Below are 23,732 nucleotides of genomic sequence, written 5' to 3'. Positions count from 1 at the left end.
GAATTTGAAATTTTACAAAAATCAATTTATGACCCCAGAAATCATTCTTCGCTACCTTCATTTTATCAGCATTTTTGCAATTGTCGGCTCATTGGTTTCGGAGCATCTTTTACTTAAGAAGGAATTGACACGAAAGGAAATCAAAAGAATCGCTACCATCGATGGAGTTTATGGAATGGGTGCATTGATCCTTTTGGCTGTTGGACTTACGCTTTGGCTGGGAGGGTATGGAAAGCCGACCGAGTTTTATACTTACAATTTTATCTTCCATATTAAGGTCACAATTTTCGCTACAATTGGAATTCTATCAATCTATCCAACAGTCTTTTTCATCAAAAACCGAAAAGGCGATCCTGATGAAAAAATTGCAATTCCGAAATCCATTTTCATTTTACTTCGATTAGAACTTCTGCTATTATTTATCATTCCACTACTAGCTGGATTGATGGCAAAAGGGATTGGAAGTTTTTAAGAACTATTTTTTATATTACACTATGCTTCAACAAACTTAGACATGAAAAAAATTACAAAGCGAGAGGTACTATTTTTCTTCCTTGGCGTATTTGCCTTCTTTTTATTCGAAACCATATATGACTGGGACAATAATGTGAACGCATTTAAAGAAGGCTATAACAGTGTTCGTCACACAGACTAAATTTCGATGCTCTCAGATATGAAACGATGTTTTGATCATTAATAATGAACACCTCCCAATAATAAAGTCATCTATTCTCAGAAAAAGAGAATCAATCCCACCTGAATATTTATTCTACTATGAAATATCTAACCTTAATACTTCTATTCATCTCCTTTGGTGCTTTTTCGCAAGACATGATTTCTGCCAAAAAAGGAGATGTTACGATCAATCCTATCACGCACGGCACATTAGTATTAGAGCATGATAACCAAGTAATTTATGTGGACCCTTATGGTGGTGCGGCTGCTTTTGAAGGGCAGAAGAAACCAACATTGGTGCTGATCACGGACATTCATGGGGATCATCTCAATCAGGAAACGCTTGATGGACTAGACCTTTCTGGTGCGACCATCATTGCACCACAAGCTGTAGCAGACAAGCTTACTGCAGGCACAGGAAAAGAACTGATTGTTTTGGGGAACAATCAATCCAAAGCTGTCAATGGAATTAAGGTCGAGGCATTACCAATGTATAATTTACCCGAAAGTACTGAGGCTCCACATACGAAAGGTCGTGGAAATGGATACATTGTTCATCTTGGGGGAAAACAATTTTACATTTCCGGAGACACAGAAGACATTCCGGAAATGAGAGTGCTTAAAAATATTGACGTAGCCTTTGTGTGCATGAATTTGCCTTACACTATGGATGTTGATCAGGCTGCAAGTGCAGTTTCTGAATTCAAACCAGCAATTGTATACCCTTATCATTATAGAGGAACAAACGGTTTAAGCGACGTGGAAAAATTCAAAACCATGGTTAACGATGCCGCTCCAGATGTAGAGGTCCGATTGAGGAATTGGTACAATTAAGATAATAGCACAGCACAAAAAAAGGTCACTTCCTTATTTGAAGTGACCTTTTTTTAGTGTAATGCTTCTTCCAGATCTTCCAGCAAGTCATATAAATGCTCTAACCCTACTGACACTCGGATTAAATTCTGAGGAGTCAATGTATCGGGTCCTTCGGAAGCAGCTCTTCGCTCAATCAAACTTTCAACCCCTCCAAGACTGGTAGCGTTTGTAAAATACTTAAGTTTGGAAATCACCTGATCTGCATCTTCAGCACTGCCTTTTACCTGAAAAGACAGAACTCCACCAAAACCTGTCATCTGGTTGGCTGCTATTAAATGACCTGGGTGCGTTTTCAATCCTGGGTAATAAACCTTTTCAACTTTCTCGTGTGTGGATAGGAAATTCGCCAACACGATAGCGTGTTCAGCATGTCCTTTCATCCGATAAGGCAAGGTCTTAATACTTCTGCATAAGTAATAGCAATCCATGGGTGAAGGCACTGCTCCTCCTCCGATCTGCACATTTTTTACTTTCGCCCAAAACTCATCCATTTCTTTAGTGATCAAAGCACCCCCTAGAATATCTGAATGCCCTCCAAAATATTTGGTACTGGAATGCATCACGATATCAGCTCCAAAATCAATTGGGTTTTGAAAAACAGGGGTAGCAAAAGTGTTATCGCAAGCCAAAATCGCTCCTTTTTCCTTAGCCAAAATTGCAACCGCAGCTATATCTGTAATCTTCAACAAGGGATTGGAAGGTGTTTCTAACCAAACCAACTTTGTGTTTTCCTTGAAAGCTTGCTCGACTTTCACCAAATCCGCCATATCCACAAAAGTGGCCTCTAAAACTCCCTTGAAAATAGAGAGCAATGCATTTTTCAACCCATGATACATATCATCAGGGGCAATAATATGCGAACCTGGCTCTAAGGCTTGGAACACCGCAACTCCCGCCGCATTGCCTGAAGAGAAAGCTGCAGCATCTGCACCTTTTTCCAGACCTGCCAAGAGCTTTTCTAAAGCATGACGATTTGGATTATTTGCCCTTGCATAGATCATAGATTCAGGTTGGTGCACAAATGTGGTGCTCAGCGTAATAGGCTGTATAACCGGTTTTTCAGAATCTGTGACAATATTTCCTCCGTGTATAGCGAGTGTTTCGAGTTTCATAGAATGATTGTTAATACTTGCAAAAGGCAGAGTTTGAAATTACCATAATTTCCTTGAGTGAGAAAAGAATTTGTAAAATGCCATAAGTCAGAAAAAAAACTTTGAGTTCCATTCCAACCTTTTGCCTTTAAGGTAACTCTTTGAAGTATAAGCCAAATCTATGAATATTCAAAAGCTAGACACAAACCTGATCAAAAACGTCCTCAAAGGCGAAAGGTCTGCGCAGTTTCAGCTCTTTGAATTGACCAAAGGGATGCTTTACTCAGCTTGCTATAGAATAGTGAATGATGAAGATGAAGCTAATGATGTCTTACAAGATTCCTATGTAGAGATTTTCCAGAAAATCCACTCCTTGAAACATCCAGAGGCTTTGCTTTCCTGGATGAAAACGATCACGATTCGCAAAGCGATTTTGCAGAGCAGAAAGAAAATTCATTTTGAACCAATTGAAAATTTAGAGATGGATTCAAGTGATGATTTCGATTCATGGTTTGATGCTGAGATGCTCGACCAAGCTATAGAAAGTTTACCAACTGGTGCGAAAGCAGTATTTCTTCTTTTATCAGTAGAGGGGTATTCACATAGAGAAGCATCTTCAATGCTGGGAATATCAGAAAACACTTCAAAATCTCAGTTGAACTACGCGAAAACGCTTCTGAAAAGGCGCATCACTAAACTACTACAGGCATGAAAGAATATAGTCCAAAACCTGACTTGTGGAGTAAAATTCAACAGCGGAAAGACTTTGATTCGCAAGTGAAGGAGCACATTCCAAACCTTCCTGTGAAAATGCCTAAAGCGGATCTTTGGGAGGCAATTGAAAAAGAGCTTGATCAAAAGACTCCAATAATTCCACTTTGGAAATATGGAATGGCAGCTGCGGCAATTGCATTAATTTTTGCTCTTTCTGGAATAGCCTATTTTGAATTGGGAGAAAAAGAAGAGGAAACTCCATTGATCACTGAAGTCAGTTTGCCTCCAACTGAAATCGAAACTACTGATACAAACCAGGAAGCCGAAACAAAATCCGAAGACTTGAAACCAGAGGTGAGCAAACCAGAAACACTAATACTATCAAAACCTAGACAGAGTTCAACTCAAAGAGAAACAATTACTCCAATTGAGACTCCAGAGCTAAACCTAGCAGATTTGAGTATAGAAAACACATTTGTATCGGAGCTAATTATTCCTCCAGCGGCTGAATTTGAAGCTCCTAAAACGTTGCATCAAGTCACTATTTCTTGGAGTAAAATCAAACCTAAGATGCAGATAACGACTGGATTTGGACGCCAGGAATCAGAATTAAATCAAAAGCAACAAGCTTCAGCCGACCAAAAAACTCAGGTCACCATAGACATAAATAACTAACCCTACTTAAAAAAAACACTAAAATGAAAAGAATCACACTTCTTACGGGAATTGCTATGCTCTTTTGCCAGATGGCAATGGCACAGGAAATAGAAAACAAGCCCTTTGGCAGCTATTTGGAAAAATTGAATGAGGATTCCCCTGTTACAGACACCTTGGTTTTTGATTTCCCGAATGACGGCAAGCTTCTCTTGCTTTTTAACAATTCCGAATACGAACTCAGCGATCTGGAAGAAAAATTCAGCCCGGTCCTGAAGAAGACAACCAAATTTCCTGAATTCAAAACCTTAGTATATCGACTTAGTGAGGAATATCCTCAAACCAAAATAGATGCAGTAATTCTGGATCTGGAAAGAGAATATCTACCCTATGTCGATCAGCTGGAATTGGACGCTGTAATAGGAATGGACTTTACTGGCGGAGATTTCACACCTATAGTAGGTGCAAGGATGATGTTCAGTTTTCGCAAGTTTGGTATTGGCGGATCCATCACCAATAAGATTTTCTTCCCGGAAAGAATAGAGGGCAATATAAAAGTCAACAGCAATTGGTTTGCAAACCTTGAATACAGTTGGGATCGCAGTAATCCAAAATCCAACAAAGGCAATATGTTTGGCGTGGGATTTCTAGTCAATGAAAACAAAAGCCAACTTTTCAACGGAACGACTATGCAAGCTTTTTACAAGCGCAAATTAAATCAGCATATCTCCATCCAAGCCGGAGTCATTGCCACAGAGAATTTCAAAACCTTCTATCCTACTGTGGGAATCAGATTCTGGTAAAAAACTTAAAACCTGCTTCTGGAGAAGCAGGTCAACAAACCAAAAGAGCCAGCGATTTGCCGGCTCTTTTGGTTAAAATAGTTATAAGATTGTTTCGCTTGCAAAAATCTTATGTCATAATTCTTGAGTCTAACGTCTCTTTTATCTGATTCTATCCACAGATTTTAGCAAAGCAACGTCTTTTCGAATAAAGCGATTGGCAAGCATATTACATACCATCGCTGCTAGAATTGCCCAAAAACCAATTTGATAGGCACCATTGTCCGCTGCTCCGATTTCCTTATTTATACCATTGGTAGTCAAGAAAACAATCGCAACCAAACCAACCATAAACAGGGAATTAACCATATTGATCATCATCTGTCTGCCATGATTTCTATATTGAAAAATTGATATAATAGCCAAAAGACCAACAAATGAAGCCAATGCTGCGATATACCAATTGGAGGAGGACTGGATAACTTCCCCTGTTGAGCTAATTTGCTGCAAAAACAAAGCATTGAGTTCCCAAGTTTCACCTGAATCTACTACTTGCTGTACCCAAAGGTCTAAACCCAAAGTCAAACCCATGGCCACAGCCACTAGGAAAAGGAATATTGATTGTACGCGCTGTATCATTTTTTCTGATTTTTTGGCAAAGAAAAGGCCTTATCACTTCATTACCAAGGAAAGCAGGTTTCTCGCGCTGATTTGATTGGGAATAGTATCTTTGCAGCCGTATGAGTGAGAGCAAAAGATATTTCCTGGACATTAGCTACAAAGGCACCCGCTATCATGGCTGGCAAATCCAAGAAAATGCATTTACAGTTCAAGAAGCATTGGAGGCTGGGCTTTCTACTTATTTCAGAGAAGCAGTTTCTGTAATGGGTTCAGGTCGCACAGATACAGGTGTTCATGCTAGCATGCAGGTTTGCCACTTTGACACAGATCAGGAAATTAATAGGGAAAAATTCATTCGAGCGATTAATGGTATTTTGCCGAAAGACATTTCAGTCAATTCGATCCGAGCAGTCAAAGCTGATGCACATGCGCGCTTCAGTGCCATAAGCCGAGCTTATGTTTATCGAATGATTTTGCAAAAAAGTCCGTTCATCGAAGACTACGCTTGGAGACATTATTTCAATCCAGATATTACCAGAATGAACGAAGCTGCTAAAATTCTTTTGGAATACGAAGATTTTGAATGCTTCAGCAAAGTGAATACGGCTGTAAAACATTTTCGCTGTAAAATAAAATCAGCTCATTGGGAACAAAAAGACGGTGAATTGCAATTTCATATAACTGCAAACCGATTTTTGCGTGGAATGGTAAGGGCTATCGTGGGGACACTTGTAGCAATTGGACTTGGGAAAATGGAACCTGAGGAAATGCATCAGATCATAGAATCTCGCAATCGGAAAAAAGCAGGAAAGTCGGCCCCCGCTAACGGTTTGTTTTTCAGCAAAATTGAATATTCAGAAGACATTTATTTAGACTAGTTTACCTTGAGCCTAGAACAAGAAAAATCATCCTCCGGCGAAATCGTCGATTCGAAAGTACTCAAGCAGCTATATGGCTTTGTAAAACCTTACAAGGCACAGTTCTATTTTCTAGTCTTTCTTACGATCGCACTGGCAATTTTGGCACCTACGCGACCATATTTTATACAAGTCGCTATAGACGATTACATCGCAGTGGGTGATAGCGCTGGTCTGTTGAAAATCATTTACCTTCTAGTTGGGCTGATGATTTTGCAAGCCTTTGTCCAATGGGCGCACACCTATTATTCAGGCTGGATAGGGCAAGTGATTATTCGGGACATTAGGGTAAAACTATACAAGCACCTGCTCAAGCTCCGTTTAAAATTCTTTGACAATACGCCAATCGGTAGATTGGTCACCCGTAATATTTCTGATATCGAGACCCTGGCAGATGTATTTTCTGAGGGACTGGCGGCGATAATCGGCGACTTGCTACAATTAGTCACCATTCTTGGTGTGATGTTTTACATTGACTGGAAGCTCACTCTTGTTAGTTTGTCCACACTCCCACTCATGATTATTTCTACCTATGTGTTCAAGGAAAAAATCAAAGTGACTTTCAATGACGTCAGAAACGCTGTTTCCAATCTGAATTCATTTCTGCAGGAACACATCACCGGAATGAACATCGTACAAATCTTCAATCGGGAGGAGCGGGAATTCGAAAAATTCAAAGAAATAAATAAAGAGCACCGAAGAGCACACATTCGCTCAGTGCTCTATTATTCTATATATTTTCCAGTTGCGGAGATTATCCAGGCAATCGGAATCGGTTTGGTCGTCTGGTACGGTGCCGTAGGCGTGTTAGGAATGGAGATTGAGATCGGAGTGCTGATTTCTTTCATTATGTATTTGCAGCTTTTCTTCAGACCTATTCGGATGATTGCAGATCGATTCAATACGCTCCAGATGGGCGTGGTGAGCTCTTCCCGTATTTTCAAATTGCTAGAAAGTAATGAGCATATTGCAAACGAAGGGGATTATAGCCCTGCGAAAGTCAAAGGAAATATTAAAGTAGAAAATGTTTGGTTTGCCTATGTGGAAAATGAGTATGTGCTTAAAAACATCAATTTCGAAGTAGAGTCAGGAAAAACAGTGGCTTTGGTAGGTGCCACCGGAGCTGGAAAATCTTCCATCATTAATTTGATTTCTAGATTTTATGAGATCAATGAGGGCTCAATCAGCATCGATGGACACGATATTCGTGAATTTGAACTGGATACTTTGCGTAAGCATATCGGCGTTGTACTTCAGGATGTTTTTCTTTTTTCCAATACAATTTTCTACAATATCACGTTAGGTAATCCAAGCATCAGCCGTGAACAAGTGATGTATGCAGCTGATTTAGCTGGTGCAAAAACGTTTATAGAGCGGCTTCCGGGAGGCTTGGATTACAATGTAATGGAGCGAGGAGCTACGCTTTCTGTAGGGCAACGCCAATTGATATCCTTTGTAAGAGCGATGGTCTACAATCCTGAAATCATCATTTTGGACGAAGCTACTTCATCCGTGGATACAGAGACTGAAGAATTGATCCAGCAATCTATAGAAACAATGATGACTGGAAGAACCTCCATCGTCATTGCACATAGACTTTCTACAATCCAGAAAGCTGATAAAATCATTGTCCTAAACAAGGGTGAAATAGTAGAGACAGGCACTCATGATTCTTTATTGGAATTGGATGGCTATTACACCCAACTGCATCAGATGCAACTCAAAACAATGGCGATCTAGCCTGATTTTTGAACTCTAATCCTAAACCAACATATCAAGTGAAATTCAAATTAATTACCCTTTTGGTATTATTACCATTTATCAGTTTTGCACAAGAGAGAGGAGTGGGCATTCGTCTTGGAGAGCCACTTTCTATTACATACAAAGACTTCCTCACTGAATACATTTCCATCGAAGGAATGATCGGTAGTGCTGGCATCAATGGCGCTAGCTATTATCAAAAAGATTTTGAAAGCAATCCTCCTGAATCCAACGCGTTTTATATCTCGCATGGAGCAAAAAAAGGGGTTTCTTTCAATGTTCGCTCAGCCTATCATGAGGACATTACCGATGTTTTTGGAATCACCGAGGGATATCTTCTTGCTTATGGAGGCGCCGGTATCCAGCTTAGAACTACCAAGGTTACCTATTCTTATGCAGATGGACTCACCTCTTCTGTGGTAAAAAATGACAACAGAACCAATGTCGATTTTGGCCCAGAAGCATTTCTTGGGGCAGAATACTACTTTGATGATGTGCCCATCTCAGTTTTTGGCGAAGCCGGATTTTTCCTAGAGTTAATTGACCGCATTGGCCATATCAAAGGCCAAGGTGGAATTGGTGTTCGTTACCTTTTCTAAGAATGAAAAAGAAAATTCTAGCTACCACCATCTTTCTGGCCATTCTGGCGATTGGAGGATATTGGGGCTTTGTGAAATTAGGCGGAAATGCACCAATCAATATCCAGCTGATAGAAGAAAAACCTGACAATCTAGCTGGGGCTACGTATCGAGGGACTCCAGGAAACGAAGATTTGGGAGAGATTTTTGAAAAGATAGAAACTCAAAAAGGATTGCATCCCGGAAGCTTTCTGCACACGATTTATGAAGTTGAGCCTGCTGGAAAACTCGACACCATGGTTGTCTTTGTTGGAATCAATAAAAATCTTCCCTTAGCAGATTTAGAGTTTCGCACTTTTGAAAATGAAAGCTATTTGCTGGCCAAAATAAAAAGTAACAAATGGGTTATGCCAAGTCCAGAAACTGTCAAAGAAAAACTGGAAGCTTTTGCAAAAGATAATCAGGTAGAACTGAGCGGCACTTACATAGATAAAATCATCTCGCAAGAAGAGATTCAAGTCATCGCTCCTATTAAGTAAAAAGTTGTTAAGGAATTTTAGCCAACCAATTCATGGCACAATTCGTGAAAACAGTTTACTAACCTTAACAAACTACGACTATGAAAAATATCAACTTACTAATTTTGGCACTTTTTGGAATGTTCGTATTCCAATCATGTGAAGGACCAGAGGGGCCTCAGGGAATTCCAGGACCTGAGGGAGAGCCTGGGATTAATATATTATCAGAGGTATTTGAGCTAGAAATTGATTTCAACCAAGCAAACAATTTCCAAGTGATCAGAGGTTTTGATCCGCCAATTTTTGATGGGGATATGGTTTTGGCATTTATCCAATGGGATGCTGATGGTTCTAATCCGATTTGGAGAGCGCTTCCACAAACCGTATTCTTTGAAGAAGGTGTACTGATGTACAACTATGACTTTTCAAATAATGACTTCAGTTTATTCCTAGATGGCCCACTTGATTACAGTTTATTGGGACCAGAGTGGACAGACAATCAATTGTTCAGAATGGTAATAGTGCCTGGAGAACTTCTCTCTGCCAATGCTAGAATTGATCTAACTGATTATAACGCTGTCACAAAACTAATGGGCTTAAGTGACTCAGACTTCAAACGCATCGAGTAATATTCCACTAAACACATCACCTAAACCAACTGGATTACCACGAACTGGAACAATGATTTTTTATTGTTCCAGTTTTTTTATGTGTCAATTTTCCAAGCCATATATAATTTGGCGCTTATCTTTGCCCCATGCATTTACAGAATGACCTCCTACTTCGTGCCGCTAAAGGCGAATCTATTGAAAGAACTCCAGTTTGGCTGATGCGTCAGGCAGGCAGAATTTTGCCAGAATATCGAAAAGTAAGGGAAAGTGTCAGTGGATTCATAGAACTGGCCCAGACTCCTGAATTAGCTGCAGAAGTGACTATTCAGCCGGTAGACCTACTTGGCGTAGATGCAGCGATTATTTTTTCAGATATCTTGGTGATTCCCGAAGCAATGGGTTTGCCTTATGAAATGGTAGAGAAAAGAGGCCCCTTGTTTCCTAACACAGTTCGTTCAGAAGCTGATTTGAAAAAATTGCACGTATCAGATGGCTCAGAACTTCAATATGTGACAGACGCTATTCGAATCACTAAAAATGAATTGAACGGACGAGTTCCTTTGATCGGTTTTGCAGGAGCACCCTGGACTATTTTCTCCTATATGGTAGAAGGTCATGGAAGCAAAACATTCTCTGCTGCTCGGGAAATGCTTTATACCCAACCGGCTTTTTCTCATCAATTGCTTCAGATGATCACTGACAGCACGATCAATTACCTAAAAGCTCAGATCGAAGCTGGAGCTCAATTAGTTCAGATTTTTGATAGCTGGGCAGGGATTTTGGGGCCAAAGCAATACGCAGAATTTTCGTTGCCCTATATCGCTCAGATCTGTGACGCGATCACTTCTGTACCCAAGACAGTTTTTGCAAAAGGCGCTTTCTTTGCCAGAGAAGAAATGGGCAGGTTGAACTGCGAAACAATTGGTTTGGACTGGAATATGGGGATATCTGAATCAAGAAAGTTGATCGGTTCTGAGAAGACTTTGCAAGGAAATTTAGACCCTGCTGCACTTTATGGCACTGAAGAACAAGTTCGTGAAGCCACAATTGAAATGATGGAGCAATTCCGTGGGACTAGACATGTTGCTAATCTAGGACATGGAGTCTATCCAGATATCAATCCAGAAATGGTGAAAGTATTTATTCAGACTGTTAAAGACTTCAAGTAACTGATTTTTTACCGCAGAGAAATCACAGAGTTTTACGCGGAGACCACAGAAAACCCTGCTTTCTTCAGAAGCAGGATTTTCTTTTCTTACCCTATCTATTCCAACTGCATCAGGGATGGGGTTCTAGGACTTACTTCAACTTAAGTTTGTCCCCGACTTTGATAATCCCATTGGATAGAGCAACCATATTTTGACCAAAAAGAATTTTGTTGCCTTCCTTTCTAAATTCAGCCAAAGTCTTCAGTGGTTCCGCAGCTTTATCGCCAGTAGTTTGATCCACAGTAACCATCACACATCGGGCACAAGGCTTTACCACCTGAAAATCCACTTCACCAATTTGTATTTTCCCCCAAGAATCTTCCGAAAAAGCATCTCCACCAGAAAAGACAATGTTAGGGCGAAAACGATCCATAGGAACTGCGTCATCTAATTTTGAATTGAGATCATCAAGTGATTTCTGCCCGATTAACAGGTACGGCATTCCATCTGCGAAACTGACTGACTCCTTATTTACTGCATATCGGGGATCAACTTTCCGCTCTGTTGAGATCGGCATTTTCACTAAACGCACATGTGTGCCAAGTATTTTACTAAACCACTCATCAGCGTTTGAACTTACCATTCGGGCAGGCATCTCATCATCCCAAACTGTCACAGAAGAAATCTTCGCCCCTTCTTCATAAATAGGAATTCGAACAAAGTCTGTGGGGCTTGCAATGTGAAACACCTTAAGTGATTCGGCTTCAATTTCAACTTTGACTAAAGCCATTTGAGGAAAAGTGCGCTGTGATAAAAACTGACCATTTTCATTGATTAACATCCAGCGACGGTCTAATTCAAATCCCCTTTCTTCAACTGTAGCTTCTTTAAGACGAATTCCAGCAAGGGATTTGATTGGATACACATACAAGTCTTGAATTATGAGAGAATCTGACATGACCTAAAAATAGGTCTATGAACCTGAAAATGACCAGGTCAACCAAAAAAATTTCTGACAACAGGAATAAAACCCTTCATATTATCCCATATAGTTGGTACTATTTCCAGCTCTCTATTTGCCGTAAGCACCACTACCCCTAGCAAAATCACTAGACACCATCGACATCGTTCGTTCATGTTACCTCTAAAAAATGGTTTCATAATACTTAATAGATGCAAGAGCCAGTCGAATGGTTGCAAAGGCTACGCTAATTTTCACAAAAAAACATATTCGTAAGACCTCACAAGTGAATTGGGGAAGTATAACCCACATCCAGCTTCTGGAGAAATATGTTAACATCAAAATCTACTCTAATAACCTTCAATCTCTGTGGATCTCCGCAAAACATCCACGGACTCTGTGTTTAAAAAACTGTCAGAATGGAGTTTCCATTTAGGCGGGAAAATGACAATTCTGTGTGCATTTCAAAAAGTCGGTGTCAACTTTTCTGCCAATGTGACACAAAATGTAATGAAAACTCAGATGGCACATCCATTGAAGAAAGGGAGAAGTATTCAATTCGAAAATAACTTAAAAACATATAATCATGGGAAAAATCATAGGCATTGACTTAGGAACAACCAACTCCTGCGTAGCAGTGATGGAAGGTAACGAACCTGTAGTCATTCAAAACAGTGAGGGAAGAAGAACCACACCTTCTATTGTGGCTTTTCTTGACAACGGAAATGGTGAGCGTAAAGTAGGTGATCCGGCAAAGCGTCAGGCAATCACTAACCCTGCCAACACAATTTCTTCTGTCAAAAGATTTATGGGCAAGAAATTCTCTGAAGTTTCTGAAGAGAAGAAGCACGCTTCATATAAAGTAGAAAAAGGAACCAATGACACAATTGCAGTGAAAATTGGTGACAGATCATATACTCCTCAGGAGCTTTCTGCAATGATCCTTCAGAAAATGAAGACTACAGCTGAAGATTTCTTGGGACAATCAGTAACAGAAGCAGTTATTACCGTACCTGCTTACTTCAATGATTCCGAGCGTCAGGCTACTAAAGAAGCTGGACAGATCGCAGGCCTAGAAGTGAAGCGTATCATCAACGAGCCTACTGCTGCGGCATTGGCATACGGGATGGACAAGAAGCACCAAGACATGAAGATCGCTGTGTATGACCTTGGTGGTGGTACATTTGATATCTCTGTATTGGAACTTGGTGACGGTGTATTCGAAGTGAAATCTACCAACGGTGATGTTCACTTGGGTGGTGATGACTTTGACCAGGTGATCATGAATTGGCTAGCTGAAGAATTCAAATCTGAAGAGCAAATCGATCTTAGACAAGATCCAATGGCGCTACAGCGTTTGAAAGAAGCTGCTGAGAAAGCTAAGATTGAGCTTTCAAGCTCTGCTTCTACAGAAATCAACTTACCATATATCACTGCAACTCAGACAGGTCCTAAGCACTTGGTGAGAACTTTGAGCAGATCTAAGTTTGAGCAACTTTCTGAAGACCTTGTAAAAAGATCAATGGAACCATGTAAGAAGGCTTTGGCTGATGCTGGCATGAGTCCATCAGATATTGACGAAGTAATCTTGGTAGGTGGTTCTACTAGAATCCCTAAAATCCAGGAAGAAGTTGAGAAATTCTTCGGCAAGAAGCCTTCAAAAGGCGTAAACCCTGATGAGGTAGTAGCAATCGGCGCTGCAATCCAAGGTGGAGTATTGACTGGTGAAGTGAAAGACGTTCTTCTTTTGGATGTAACTCCTCTTTCCCTAGGTATCGAAACAATGGGTGGAGTATTGACCAAATTGATAGAAGCTAATACTACTATTCCTACTAAGAAGTCCGAGACATTCTCTACTGCTGCTGATAACCAGCCAGCTGTTGACATCCACGTACTTCAGGGCGAAAGACCAATGGCTAAGGATAACAGAAGTATCGGTAGATTCCAGCTTTCTGACATTCCACCAGCACAGAGAGGTGTACCTCAAATCGAGGTGACTTTCGATATCGATGCTAATGGTATCCTGAATGTATCTGCAAAAGATAAAGGAACTGGCAAAGAGCAGAAGATCAAAATCGAAGCTTCTTCAGGACTTTCTCAGGAAGAAATCGACAGAATGAAGTCTGAAGCTGAAGCTAATGCAGCCACAGATAAAGCTGAAAAAGAGAAAATCGACAAGTTGAATCAGGCGGATAGCTTGGTGTTCCAAACTGAAAAGCAGTTGAAAGAATACGGAGATAAACTATCCGAAGGAAACAAAACTGCGATCACTCAAGCTCTTGAAACCCTTAAAACTGCACATCAATCTCAAAACCTTGAAGGAATTGATTCTGCAATGGAAGGATTGAATAAGGCATGGGAAGCGGCTTCTACAGAAATGTACAATGCTGCCGGAGCTGAAGGCGCTGGTGCAGCTGGAGCTGACCCAAATGCTGGAGCAGGTTCTGCCGAGGCTGGTGACGGAGTATCTGACGTCGATTACGAAGAAGTAAGCGAAGAAGAGAAAAAATAATAGCTTCAAAAGCTAAACCAACTTAAAATGGCATCTGTGTAAAAGCAGGTGCCTTTTTAGTTACAAGCCAAAATTTTCGTTTTGGTATTCACTACCTAATTCTAGAATAGATCAATCATGCAATTGACATCTGACAATAAATTGAAGAAACTGATTGTAGTTGGAGACAGAGTTTTGATTCGTTTGAAAAAGCCAAACGCAAAAACTGGCTCAGGCCTCTACTTACCTCCTGGGGTGCAGGAAAAAGAAAAAGTGCAGCAAGGTTACATCATTAAGGCTGGACCAGGATATCCAATTCCTGTCGCTACCGATGACCACGAACCCTGGATGGACAGTGAAGAAAAAGTAAAATACGTTCCCCTTCAAGCCAAAGAAGGTGACTTGGCAATCTTCCTGCTTTCGGGAGCTCATGAGGTTATCTATGAAGGAGAAAAGTACTTTATAGTATCTCAAGCGGCTATATTAATGCTCGAAAGAGAACAAGACTTATAAATGAAAAAAGCTCGGAACGAACCGAGCTTTTTGTATAAATATTGAATAATAAAGAGGCTTTTAATCCTCCCATACTTTTCTGTTTTTAGCTTTTGGCCCTTTTAGAGCTTTCTCTTTCCTCACATAAACAATCTTAGTATTTGCTGAAGACTTCTCCCAAATCTTTAGATTTTTAGCGTCTGGGCCTTTTAGGTCAGATGGCGCTTCATAGAATCTAATCGGTAAAGAATTTGCGGCTAATTCAACTGCTGTTGCATTTTTAGCTCTTGGCCCTTTTAATTTGGATTGTGTGAATCCCTCTGCCGATACCACCATAGTCGCGAGTAATAATATCGATCTCTTCATAACATGTATAGTTTAAGTTGCTATTGCCTTACTATACTTTCTAAGAGACCAAAAGGTTACGTAAATTCAGGACATTATTCTTATTTATTGACAAATGATAAAATTATATTTTACAAATTTTAAATAAACTTATTTTTTATGGTTTAAAATTAAACCTAAAATCAAATGAAACACAGCAATTTTTATGGAAAATGATTTCAAAACACACTGCTTTTAGACCAAAGAGCCTAATAAATAAAAAAACCGAGATGAAATTCATCCCGGCTTTATGATTAACAATAGACCCTGTTTATATTTTTAGAATGCAAATACTGCAGCAAGCATAAATGATGAAAGGTTCTTGCTAGGATTCATATCATTGTCTGTAAAGAAATCGTCACTCATCGCATCCATTCTCAGTTCAGGAATAAGTGTAAGGTTTTTATGAACTCTTATGTTTCCTGAAAGTGTAGCCGCAAAGACACTACCATCGCCGTCTGCATTCACTCCTACTACATCTTCCAAACCTCCATTAAACACACTAAAATATTCTCCCCGAAGACCGATAGAAAACATTTCAGAAGTAGTAGCCTGAAGGTATCCAGCAAATCCTAGAAAACCGGCGCCATCACCACTCGCATCACTAATTGATGAACCCGTAAAGGTTTCACCAGCAGAAGTTGTATTGTAGGTAGTATTCAAGCCTACATAGATAGACTCAGACACGTCAAAGCCAGCTGTTAAATCCACTTGGAACGTCTGTCCATTAGAGTACTGATTCGTAACAAGCGAACCATCATCTTCAAGTTTACCATCCTGATCACCATAGACAAAGTTCAAATACGCTCCTCCAGCATCAGTAGAATATCCCAGCTGTGCACCTAAAGTATAGGTCCCTGCAATATTAAACTCAGTCATATCTGTAGGGTTCATCACTGCTGCCATCAAAGACCAGTTATCAGATAAAGCGAAATCTGCCTTCAAACCTGTATGGGAGAAAGGACCATAAGAGAACATATAAGAAGTAGAATAGTTGAAGTTTGCTGTTGGAGAGATCACTTCATAACCTAAAAAGGTATTGAAATTACCCATAGTCAAGGTCACCGCGTCGCTTACATTCCAATAGACATACAACTGATTTACAATTTGAGAGCTACCTGCCATTCCTCCGCCATACATAGGAGAGCCAAAAACTGCATCCTCCCCTCGTGGGCCGAAAACTAAATCTGCCACTGCACCTACCTTCTCACCTTGGTAGGTAGCGATGATGTTTGCCATACCTAGTGAAAAACCAGGTAAATTGCCAAACGACGTGGCAGGGGCTTGGAAATTATCTCCCTTATTTGGTCCGTTAAAGTTGGTACGGAAATACGCATCTACCGATCCTGAGAAGGTTAACTTAGAAGGTTCTTCTTCTTCAATAATGATTACTTCTTGAGCAAATGAGTTGGTAGCACCGATAAGAAATAAGGCTACGAGTAGTAGTTGAATTTTTTTCATGTTAGAAATAGATAATGGTTTATAATAGGATTGATCGTAAAATACCTGCTGAGGTGAGCACTGATGCCATGCCTCAGCAGGGTAATGCTATCTGTTGACTATTCGTCGTAAACAATAGTGTAACCACGGATCCCGTGCTCATGTGAATCCAATCCTCCACGCTCATGCTCCTCAGACACTCGAATTCCAATAGTCTTTTTAAGTACAAAGAAGATGATGAAAGCAGCAGAGAAGGCTGCAACACCACAGATTGCCACGCCAGTTAACTGAGTGAAGAAGGTATGATCAGGGTTCGTAGAAAAAATACCAACAGCTAGCGTACCCCAAATACCGCACGTTAGATGGACAGAGACAGCTCCAACCACATCATCAAGCTTTAGCTTATCCAACAACACAGCTGAATAAACAACTAATATTCCAGCCACAAAGCCTACAAAGACTGCAGCCAATGGGTTGATCACATCAGCACCTGCGGTAATACCTACCAAGCCAGCCAATACTCCGTTGAGCACCATGCCTAAATCCAGACGCTTAAAAACTAAATTCCCGGCAAGGAACCCTCCTATACCACCGGCACAGGCAGCAAGGCAAGTAGTAACCAATACGAATGAAACTAAAGCAGGATCTGCAGATAACACTGAACCTCCATTAAATCCAAACCAGCCTAACCAGAGCAAGAACACTCCGATTACTGCCAAAGGAACACTAGACCCTGGCTTATCCACTGTCTTTCCGTTTACATATTTTCCAATTCTAGGCCCAACTAGTATTACACCGGCCAAAGCTCCCCAGCCACCTACAGAGTGAACCAAAGTACTACCAGCGAAATCATAGAAGCCCATGGCATCCAATGCTCCACCACCCCATTTCCAGCTTCCGATTAGAGGATAAACTATCCCGACATACAGCAAAGTAAATACTAAGTAAGCCCACAACTTTACACGTTCAGCAATAGCCCCTGATACAATTGTAGCAGCTGTGGCAGCAAACATGGCCTGAAACAAGAAGTCTGTCCAGTAAGTATAACCACCATCAGCATAACCAACTGTTACATCGGCATCTGCTGGGGAAAACCAGAACATGCTCCAACCAGCAGCATCAAATGCAAACCAACCTGGAGTTTCAAACCCCGGATACATTAGGTAAAATCCAACAAAGGCATAAGATAGAATACCGATGATTGGGGTAATCGTGTTTTTGAACAAGATGTTCACTGTGTTTTTGGCCTGACCAAATCCAGCTTCTACTCCAGCAAATCCTAGGTGCATAATAAACACCAAGGCTGTGGATAGCATCATCCAAACGTTGTTTGTCGTGAGGAGATTCTGAGAAATCTCGGCTGACAAGTCCATTGTTGCGGCCGCGTCTTGGGCCAACAGTGTTGCGAAATACTTCATAGGTTAGATATAGTTATTAGAACGATTTTCAGAATTTACGATAGGTTTCATGTATTAAACTTGAATCGAATGTAATTATATTATTGATAAAAAAACAAATCCATTTTTACATTTAATACATTAAAAACTGATTTTTAATGTCATTTTTTATCCGATTTTTACATTTTCCGCAAAAAAATGAAGATTTACAGCTGTTTTGCAAACCAAATTAGAAATGAAATAATATTTGGTTTAGATGTATAAAATTTTACGAAACCAATCACCATACAGTGAATTCCAAATATTGATAAAAAAAATACTACGTATTTGGAATTTTATTTCATAAAAATAAAAAAAACAGATATTTATGTAAACCGTTTGGTTTTACGAAAAATATAAATTTTTATAAAATCGATATTTTTTCTACCCCACTTTAAAAAAAAAGCAATAATTACAGGAAATTACACTAAATAAGTACCCAATGGACATAAAAAAACCGACTTTCGTCGGTTTCTTAAGTATTTTTAAAACAATAGATATCTATTTCACCAAACTTGCATATTCTTTGGCAAAATACGTAAGAATAACCTTCGCTCCAGCACGCTTGATACTCAACAATACTTCGAGCATAGCCCGATCATTATCGATCCAGCCCTTTTCTGCAGAAGCTTTGATCATACTATACTCACCGGACACATTATATGCTGCTATAGGCAACGGGAAATTATCGTTTAGCAGTTTAATAATGTCCAAATAGGAAAGCGCGGGCTTAACCATCAAAAAATCCGCACCTTCTTCGGTATCTAAATCTCCTTCTATCAATGCTTCCTGGGAATTTGCTGGATTCATCTGATAAGTCTTTTTATCACCGAACTTTGGAGCTGAATCCAACGCATCTCTGAAAGGTCCATAAAATGCACTGGCATATTTAGCAGTGTAAGACATAATCGAAGTGTCAGTAAAGCCACTTTCATCCAAAAGCTCACGGATATAACCAACTCGGCCATCCATCATATCCGAAGGACCTATGATGTCCACTCCAGCATCAGCCTGAGCCAGAGACATCCTTGCAAGAATTTCAAGCGTCTCATCATTTAAGATTTTACCGTCTTTCACCAGCCCATCATGTCCGTCACTACTATATGGATCCATTGCCACATCAGACATCAAGCATATTTCCGGGAATTCCTTCTTGATTTCACGAAGTGCTTTCAGGTAAAAAGTCTCAGGATTATAACTTTCTGAAGCAATTGTATCTTTCAAACTATCCGGATAAGCAGGAAACACATCGAAAGACTGAATCCCCAATTTCAAACAGCTTTCGATTTCACCAAGCATCGTATCTATAGAGTACCTATATATATTAGGCATAGAATCAATCGCCACCTTCTTCCTGGCACCATCCACCAAAAACATGGGGAAGATCAGATCTTTGACAGAAAGACTGGTTTCTTCGGCGAGATTCCTTACTGCTTCGGATTTTCGATTTCTTCTAGGTCTTCTTAGCATGATTTAGTTGAAAAGTTGTTGAATATGGACAAGATCTAAGTTTTTATAATCCTCTATATATAAGTCACAGGTTGGCAACTCATTCTTAGTATGGCTGGAAAGCACACCCACCACTTTCATCCCCGCATTAATTCCTGCGCTAGCTCCAGAGAAAGAATCCTCAAATACCAAACACTCTTCTGGCGACACTCCAAGTTTTGCCGCACTTTTGAGATAAACTTCAGGATCAGGTTTATGCCTAGACACATCTTCAGAGGCTAATTGCGACTGCATCTGATCGCCAATCCCAAGTGTTCCAATTATCAAATCGAGATTTGCTTTAGGAGCTGAAGTTGCTACCGCGGTGAGCATACCCTCAGATTTTAGCTGCGCAAAAAACTCCATAAAGCCTGCAATAGGATCTACTTCTGATTTATAAATATCTCTAAATAGCCCTTCTTTCTCATCTTCAAGTAACGCTAGTTCCTCACCTTCTATTTTTCTACCGAGGAAATGACTCAGGATATATCCGTTGTTTTTCCCATACATATGTTCTACATATTCTGCTTCAGTAGGATTGAGGTTACGCTTCGCGAAAAACTGCTGGAAGGCAATGGAATGAAATGGATTGGTATGACAAATCACCCCATCCATATCAAAAATGACAGCTTTTAACATGTGTTGGTCAAGTTTTTTAAGTGTTCAAAATTAAGCATAAGACACTAAAAAACCCTCCCAAGTTCCAAATACAAGGGAGGGCTTCCTTAAAGATTCAAAAAATGCTTTCCCTTATTTCTCAAAGGAAGTTATAGTTTTCTCTATTATGTCACAGCACTCATGAATCTGTTCTTCGGTCATTACTAACGGAGGAGCAAAACGGATAATATTACCGTGTGTAGGCTTCGCCAAAAGCCCGTTGTCTTTCAGAGCAACACAAATATCCCAAGCTGTACTGCTTTCTTCAGTATCATTGATGACTACCGCATTGAGCAAACCCTTTCCTCTAACGAGCGTCACTAGATCTGATTTCTCCACAAGCTTCTGCATCCTTAGCCTAAATAATTCACCTAGCCTCTCAGCATTCTCAGCAAGCTTCTCATCCTTTACCACTTCCAAAGCGGTCATGGCTACACGGGCTCCTAGAGGATTACCTCCGAAAGTAGAGCCGTGCTGACCTGGCTTGATGACATTCATCACCGCATCATCTGCCAAAACAAGGGAAACAGGATAGAATCCACCTGAAACTGCTTTTCCTAAAATAAGGATATCTGGACGAACATTCTCATGGTCGACAGCAAGCAACTTTCCTGTTCGTGCAATCCCTGTTTGAATTTCATCTGCTATAAACAAAACATTCTTCGCCTCGCATGCTGCTTTAGCTTCCTTTAGATAGTCTGGCCCAGGAACGTAGACTCCAGCCTCACCTTGTATAGGCTCCACTAGAAAAGCAACTACATCCGGATCATCCAAGACTGCATTTAATGCATATATATCATCGTAAGGGATTTTCACAAATCCAGCTGTATAGGGACCAAAGTTCTTTCTAGCGTTTTCATCATTAGAAAAAGAAATGATAGTAGTCGTTCTGCCGTGGAAGTTATTCTCCGCTACTACGATCTTTGCACGGTTTTCATCTACACCTTTTTTCTCATATCCCCATTTTCTTGCGATTTTGATCGCAGTCTCCACTCCTTCTGCGCCTGTATTCATTGGAAGCACCTTGTCAAAACCAAAATAGTCTGAGATATATTTTTCAAATGGACCTAGCACATCGTTGTGGAAAGCCCTAGAAGTCAACGTCAACGTACTTGCCTGCTCTATCAACGCATCCTTAATTCGAGGATGACAGTGACCTTGATTCACGGCAGAATAAGCAGACAGAAAATCATAATAACGCTTACCCTCTACATCCCAAAGGAAAACTCCCTCTCCCCTTGCCAGTACAACTGGTAATGGATGATAGTTATGTGCTCCGTATTTATCTTCTAACTCAATTGCCTGCTTACTTGAAGTGATAGTCTGCATGTTTTTCGTAATTTTGTGTACTATATAATAAGGACTCGATAAGTTCAAATATAGTAATTGCCTTTACCCGAACCATGAAAGATCCCAAGAAGCCTGTCCCTACTAACGCAATAAGTTCGGAAGACTTTTATTTTAACGACCAAGGCCTGATGGTTTTCACAAAAAATTATCACTTAAAACGTGGTTATTGTTGCGGGAACGGCTGTAAACACTGCCCCTACCCAAAAGTCTGATATAAAAGGGAATATTTTTGAAATGCATTGTTGCATATCCCCAAAAAGTTCCGATATTTGCAGACTCATTACAGAAACGGATACAATTTACTATACATTACCATGGCAAAAGTTTGTGACATAACCGGAAAAAGACCTCGAGTAGGTAACAACGTCTCCCATGCAAACAACAAGACTAAGCGTAGATTCTACCCAAATCTTCACAAGAAGACGTTCTACGTTCCAGAAGAAGATGCATGGATCACTTTGAAAGTTTGTACTAAGGCATTGAAGACTATCAATAAGAAAGGTATCACTGCGGTTTTGAAAGAAGCTCAGGATAACGGGATGATTGTAATCAGATAATCAAGGTCACTACCTTAAAATCAATACAAAGATGGCTAAGAAAGGCAATAGAGTACAAGTGATTATGGAATGCACGGAGCACAAAGCTTCTGGATTGCCAGGTACTTCAAGATACATCACTACCAAGAATAGAAAAAATACTACTGAAAGATTGGAATTGAAAAAATTCAATCCAATTATGAAGAAGGTAACTGTTCATAAAGAAATTAAATAATTTAGCTCGGAAGCAATTCCGTTAAAACGATAAAATTATGGCTAAGAAAGTAGTAGCAACCCTTAAGAAAGAAGGCGGCGTATCTTACGCCAAAGTTATCAAGGCTGTTAGATCTGAAAAGACTGGCGCTTATACCTTCAGAGAAGAAATGGTTCCTTCCCCATTGGTACAGGACACCTTGAAAAAATAAGTTGCAAATTGCAGCATAAGGCATTCTAGTCCCTCTGTCCATCGGTCAGCAGGGACTTTTTCGTTATATTCCACTTTTAATACGCATACCCATGGGAATCTTTGGTTTCTTTTCAAAAGATAAGAAAGAAAGCCTCGATCAAGGCCTTCAGAAATCAAGCGAAAACATTTTTTCAAAACTCAGTAAGGCCGTAGTTGGCAAGTCCAAGGTGGACGATGAGATTTTGGATGAATTAGAAGAAATACTAATCACCTCCGATGTCGGAGTGGATACTACTATTAAAGTAATTCAACGAATTGAAGAACGAGTAGCGCGGGACAAATATGTAAACACTGCGGAGCTCGACGTGATTCTCAAAGAAGAAATTGAAAACCTTCTGAAGGAAAACAATTCTCAAGATTTAATGGATTTTGATTTACCGGAGGGAAAGAAACCTTATGTAATCATGGTCGTGGGAGTGAACGGTGTTGGCAAAACGACTACAATAGGGAAACTGGCAAATCTTTTCCAATCCGCAGGAAAATCAGTAATCCTAGGTGCTGCAGATACATTTAGAGCTGCGGCGGTAGATCAATTAATTCTATGGGGAAACAGAGTCGGTGTACCAGTAGTATCTCACGGCATGAATACAGATCCTGCCTCGGTAGCATTCGATGCGGTAAAGCAAGGAGTGGATTCTAATGCTGATGTCGTCATCATTGATACTGCCGGGCGACTCCACACCAAAGTGAATCTGATGAATGAACTTGGCAAAATCAAGCGCGTAATGCAAAAATTTATCCCTGATGCACCGCATGAGATCCTCCTCGTTTTAGATGGATCTACTGGCCAAAATGCATTTATTCAGGCAAAAGAATTTACAAAAGTCACAGAAATCACCTCATTGGCCATCACCAAACTTGATGGAACTGCCAAAGGCGGTGTGGTGATTGGCATCTCAGATCAATTTAAAATCCCAGTCAAATACATTGGCGTAGGCGAGAAAATGACTGATTTACAAATCTTTAATCGGAAGGAATTTGTCGATTCACTTTTTACGAAGAAAAAATAAGGAACTGAACTTAATCTAATGAGGCTGTCTCAAAAATAGATAGTTTAAAAGGCTAGTCGATTACTCGGCTAGCCT

General features: G+C 40.1%; 27 protein-coding genes. 18 read left to right on the top strand and 9 right to left on the bottom strand.

Annotation, left to right across the window (positions count from 1 at the left end; translation table 11 throughout):
- Window positions 1-28 precede the first annotated feature (28 nt).
- Both AACZ87_RS21895 and AACZ87_RS21890 read left to right on the top strand, forming a co-directional pair.
- On the top strand, window positions 29-472 hold the full coding sequence (locus tag AACZ87_RS21895) for a DUF2214 family protein (protein WP_339870213.1): 444 nt from the start codon (window positions 29-31) through the stop codon (window positions 470-472).
- Between the two features lie 302 nt (window positions 473-774).
- On the top strand, window positions 775-1,509 hold the full coding sequence (locus AACZ87_RS21890; RefSeq protein ID WP_339870212.1) for an MBL fold metallo-hydrolase: 735 nt from the start codon (window positions 775-777) through the stop codon (window positions 1,507-1,509).
- A 53-nt stretch (window positions 1,510-1,562) separates the two neighbouring features.
- Here the strand turns inward: AACZ87_RS21890 and AACZ87_RS21885 are convergent, their stop codons facing one another.
- Window positions 1,563-2,663: an aminotransferase class I/II-fold pyridoxal phosphate-dependent enzyme gene (locus AACZ87_RS21885; RefSeq protein ID WP_339870211.1), complete on the bottom strand. Its 1,101-nt coding sequence runs from the start codon at window positions 2,661-2,663 to the stop codon at window positions 1,563-1,565.
- Between the two features lie 160 nt (window positions 2,664-2,823).
- Here AACZ87_RS21885 and AACZ87_RS21880 point away from each other — a divergent pair, with 160 nt between their 5' ends.
- Genes AACZ87_RS21880 through AACZ87_RS21870 form a run of 3 tightly spaced genes read left to right on the top strand, consistent with a single transcriptional unit; the run spans window position 2,824 to window position 4,813 of the window.
- A complete protein-coding gene (locus AACZ87_RS21880) occupies window positions 2,824-3,354 on the top strand; it encodes an RNA polymerase sigma factor (RefSeq protein WP_339870210.1) in 531 nt (176 codons plus the stop codon).
- Window positions 3,351-4,031, top strand: coding sequence for a hypothetical protein (locus AACZ87_RS21875; protein ID WP_339870209.1), 681 nt, complete (start codon window positions 3,351-3,353; stop codon window positions 4,029-4,031). Before AACZ87_RS21880 ends, AACZ87_RS21875 begins: the two co-directional genes overlap by 4 nt.
- A gap of 23 nt (window positions 4,032-4,054) precedes the next feature.
- A complete protein-coding gene (locus AACZ87_RS21870) occupies window positions 4,055-4,813 on the top strand; it encodes a hypothetical protein (RefSeq protein ID WP_339870208.1) in 759 nt (252 codons plus the stop codon).
- A gap of 141 nt (window positions 4,814-4,954) precedes the next feature.
- On the opposite strand, the gene AACZ87_RS21865 is transcribed toward AACZ87_RS21870, so the two are convergent.
- Window positions 4,955-5,431 (bottom strand): DUF4293 domain-containing protein, encoded by a 477-nt coding sequence (locus AACZ87_RS21865; protein ID WP_339870207.1) that lies wholly within the window; start codon window positions 5,429-5,431, stop codon window positions 4,955-4,957.
- 101 nt (window positions 5,432-5,532) lie between these two features.
- On the opposite strand from AACZ87_RS21865, the gene truA reads away from it, so the two are divergent.
- The 6 genes from truA to hemE all read left to right on the top strand — a co-directional run bounded on the left by truA (window position 5,533) and on the right by hemE (window position 10,967).
- The gene (gene truA, locus AACZ87_RS21860) at window positions 5,533-6,291 is read left to right on the top strand and encodes a tRNA pseudouridine(38-40) synthase TruA (RefSeq protein WP_339870206.1); all 759 of its coding nucleotides are present in this window, start codon (window positions 5,533-5,535) and stop codon (window positions 6,289-6,291) included.
- 6 nt (window positions 6,292-6,297) lie between these two features.
- Window positions 6,298-8,070, top strand: coding sequence for an ABC transporter ATP-binding protein (locus AACZ87_RS21855; protein ID WP_339870204.1), 1,773 nt, complete (start codon window positions 6,298-6,300; stop codon window positions 8,068-8,070).
- Window positions 8,071-8,108: 38 nt separating this feature from the next.
- Window positions 8,109-8,690: a hypothetical protein gene (locus AACZ87_RS21850; protein WP_339870203.1), complete on the top strand. Its 582-nt coding sequence runs from the start codon at window positions 8,109-8,111 to the stop codon at window positions 8,688-8,690.
- Between the two features lie 2 nt (window positions 8,691-8,692).
- A complete protein-coding gene (locus tag AACZ87_RS21845; protein ID WP_339870202.1) occupies window positions 8,693-9,208 on the top strand; it encodes a hypothetical protein in 516 nt (171 codons plus the stop codon).
- An 80-nt stretch (window positions 9,209-9,288) separates the two neighbouring features.
- The gene (locus tag AACZ87_RS21840; RefSeq protein WP_339870201.1) at window positions 9,289-9,816 is read left to right on the top strand and encodes a hypothetical protein; all 528 of its coding nucleotides are present in this window, start codon (window positions 9,289-9,291) and stop codon (window positions 9,814-9,816) included.
- Between the two features lie 128 nt (window positions 9,817-9,944).
- On the top strand, window positions 9,945-10,967 hold the full coding sequence (hemE, locus tag AACZ87_RS21835; protein WP_339870200.1) for a uroporphyrinogen decarboxylase: 1,023 nt from the start codon (window positions 9,945-9,947) through the stop codon (window positions 10,965-10,967).
- Between the two features lie 130 nt (window positions 10,968-11,097).
- On the opposite strand, the gene AACZ87_RS21830 is transcribed toward hemE, so the two are convergent.
- Window positions 11,098-11,904, bottom strand: coding sequence for an MOSC N-terminal beta barrel domain-containing protein (locus tag AACZ87_RS21830; protein WP_339870199.1), 807 nt, complete (start codon window positions 11,902-11,904; stop codon window positions 11,098-11,100).
- Window positions 11,905-12,493: 589 nt separating this feature from the next.
- Between AACZ87_RS21830 and dnaK the strand changes: the two genes are divergently transcribed.
- Together dnaK and AACZ87_RS21820 are read left to right on the top strand one after the other, a co-directional pair.
- Window positions 12,494-14,419: a molecular chaperone DnaK gene (gene dnaK, locus AACZ87_RS21825; protein ID WP_339870198.1), complete on the top strand. Its 1,926-nt coding sequence runs from the start codon at window positions 12,494-12,496 to the stop codon at window positions 14,417-14,419.
- Between the two features lie 117 nt (window positions 14,420-14,536).
- The gene (locus AACZ87_RS21820) at window positions 14,537-14,911 is read left to right on the top strand and encodes a co-chaperone GroES family protein (RefSeq protein WP_339870197.1); all 375 of its coding nucleotides are present in this window, start codon (window positions 14,537-14,539) and stop codon (window positions 14,909-14,911) included.
- Between the two features lie 60 nt (window positions 14,912-14,971).
- On the opposite strand, the gene AACZ87_RS21815 is transcribed toward AACZ87_RS21820, so the two are convergent.
- The 6 genes from AACZ87_RS21815 to rocD all read right to left on the bottom strand — a co-directional run bounded on the left by AACZ87_RS21815 (window position 14,972) and on the right by rocD (window position 21,624).
- Window positions 14,972-15,256, bottom strand: coding sequence for a hypothetical protein (locus tag AACZ87_RS21815; protein WP_339870196.1), 285 nt, complete (start codon window positions 15,254-15,256; stop codon window positions 14,972-14,974).
- Window positions 15,257-15,553: 297 nt separating this feature from the next.
- Window positions 15,554-16,735, bottom strand: coding sequence for a porin (locus tag AACZ87_RS21810; protein WP_339870195.1), 1,182 nt, complete (start codon window positions 16,733-16,735; stop codon window positions 15,554-15,556).
- Window positions 16,736-16,833: 98 nt separating this feature from the next.
- On the bottom strand, window positions 16,834-18,132 hold the full coding sequence (gene amt, locus AACZ87_RS21805; protein ID WP_339870194.1) for an ammonium transporter: 1,299 nt from the start codon (window positions 18,130-18,132) through the stop codon (window positions 16,834-16,836).
- Window positions 18,133-18,651: 519 nt separating this feature from the next.
- Window positions 18,652-19,620, bottom strand: a complete 969-nt coding sequence (hemB, locus tag AACZ87_RS21800; protein WP_339870193.1) for a porphobilinogen synthase — start codon at window positions 19,618-19,620, stop codon at window positions 18,652-18,654.
- 3 nt (window positions 19,621-19,623) lie between these two features.
- Window positions 19,624-20,277 carry an HAD family phosphatase gene (locus AACZ87_RS21795; protein ID WP_339870192.1) on the bottom strand — a complete coding sequence of 218 codons (654 nt, stop codon included), beginning with the start codon at window positions 20,275-20,277 and terminating at the stop codon, window positions 19,624-19,626.
- Between the two features lie 111 nt (window positions 20,278-20,388).
- Complete coding sequence (gene rocD / locus AACZ87_RS21790) at window positions 20,389-21,624, bottom strand: ornithine--oxo-acid transaminase (RefSeq protein WP_339870191.1); 1,236 nt, start codon at window positions 21,622-21,624, stop codon at window positions 20,389-20,391.
- A gap of 74 nt (window positions 21,625-21,698) precedes the next feature.
- On the opposite strand from rocD, the gene AACZ87_RS21785 reads away from it, so the two are divergent.
- The 5 genes from AACZ87_RS21785 (at window position 21,699) to ftsY (ending at window position 23,657) form a co-directional block, all read left to right on the top strand.
- Window positions 21,699-21,857, top strand: a complete 159-nt coding sequence (locus AACZ87_RS21785) for a DUF5522 domain-containing protein (RefSeq protein ID WP_339870190.1) — start codon at window positions 21,699-21,701, stop codon at window positions 21,855-21,857.
- A gap of 102 nt (window positions 21,858-21,959) precedes the next feature.
- Complete coding sequence (gene rpmB / locus AACZ87_RS21780) at window positions 21,960-22,202, top strand: 50S ribosomal protein L28 (protein WP_057939354.1); 243 nt, start codon at window positions 21,960-21,962, stop codon at window positions 22,200-22,202.
- Between the two features lie 31 nt (window positions 22,203-22,233).
- Window positions 22,234-22,416 carry a 50S ribosomal protein L33 gene (rpmG, locus tag AACZ87_RS21775; protein WP_057939355.1) on the top strand — a complete coding sequence of 61 codons (183 nt, stop codon included), beginning with the start codon at window positions 22,234-22,236 and terminating at the stop codon, window positions 22,414-22,416.
- Window positions 22,417-22,453: 37 nt separating this feature from the next.
- Window positions 22,454-22,606, top strand: coding sequence for a DUF4295 domain-containing protein (locus AACZ87_RS21770; protein WP_310108035.1), 153 nt, complete (start codon window positions 22,454-22,456; stop codon window positions 22,604-22,606).
- 91 nt (window positions 22,607-22,697) lie between these two features.
- Window positions 22,698-23,657, top strand: a complete 960-nt coding sequence (gene ftsY, locus AACZ87_RS21765) for a signal recognition particle-docking protein FtsY (protein ID WP_283414782.1) — start codon at window positions 22,698-22,700, stop codon at window positions 23,655-23,657.
- The last annotated feature ends 75 nt before the right edge of the window (window positions 23,658-23,732 follow it).

The sequence above is a fragment of the uncultured Algoriphagus sp. genome, assembly GCF_963974365.1.
Taxonomy (GTDB): Bacteria; Bacteroidota; Bacteroidia; order Cytophagales; family Cyclobacteriaceae; genus Algoriphagus.
This window is presented reverse-complemented; position numbering and strand designations above follow the sequence as displayed.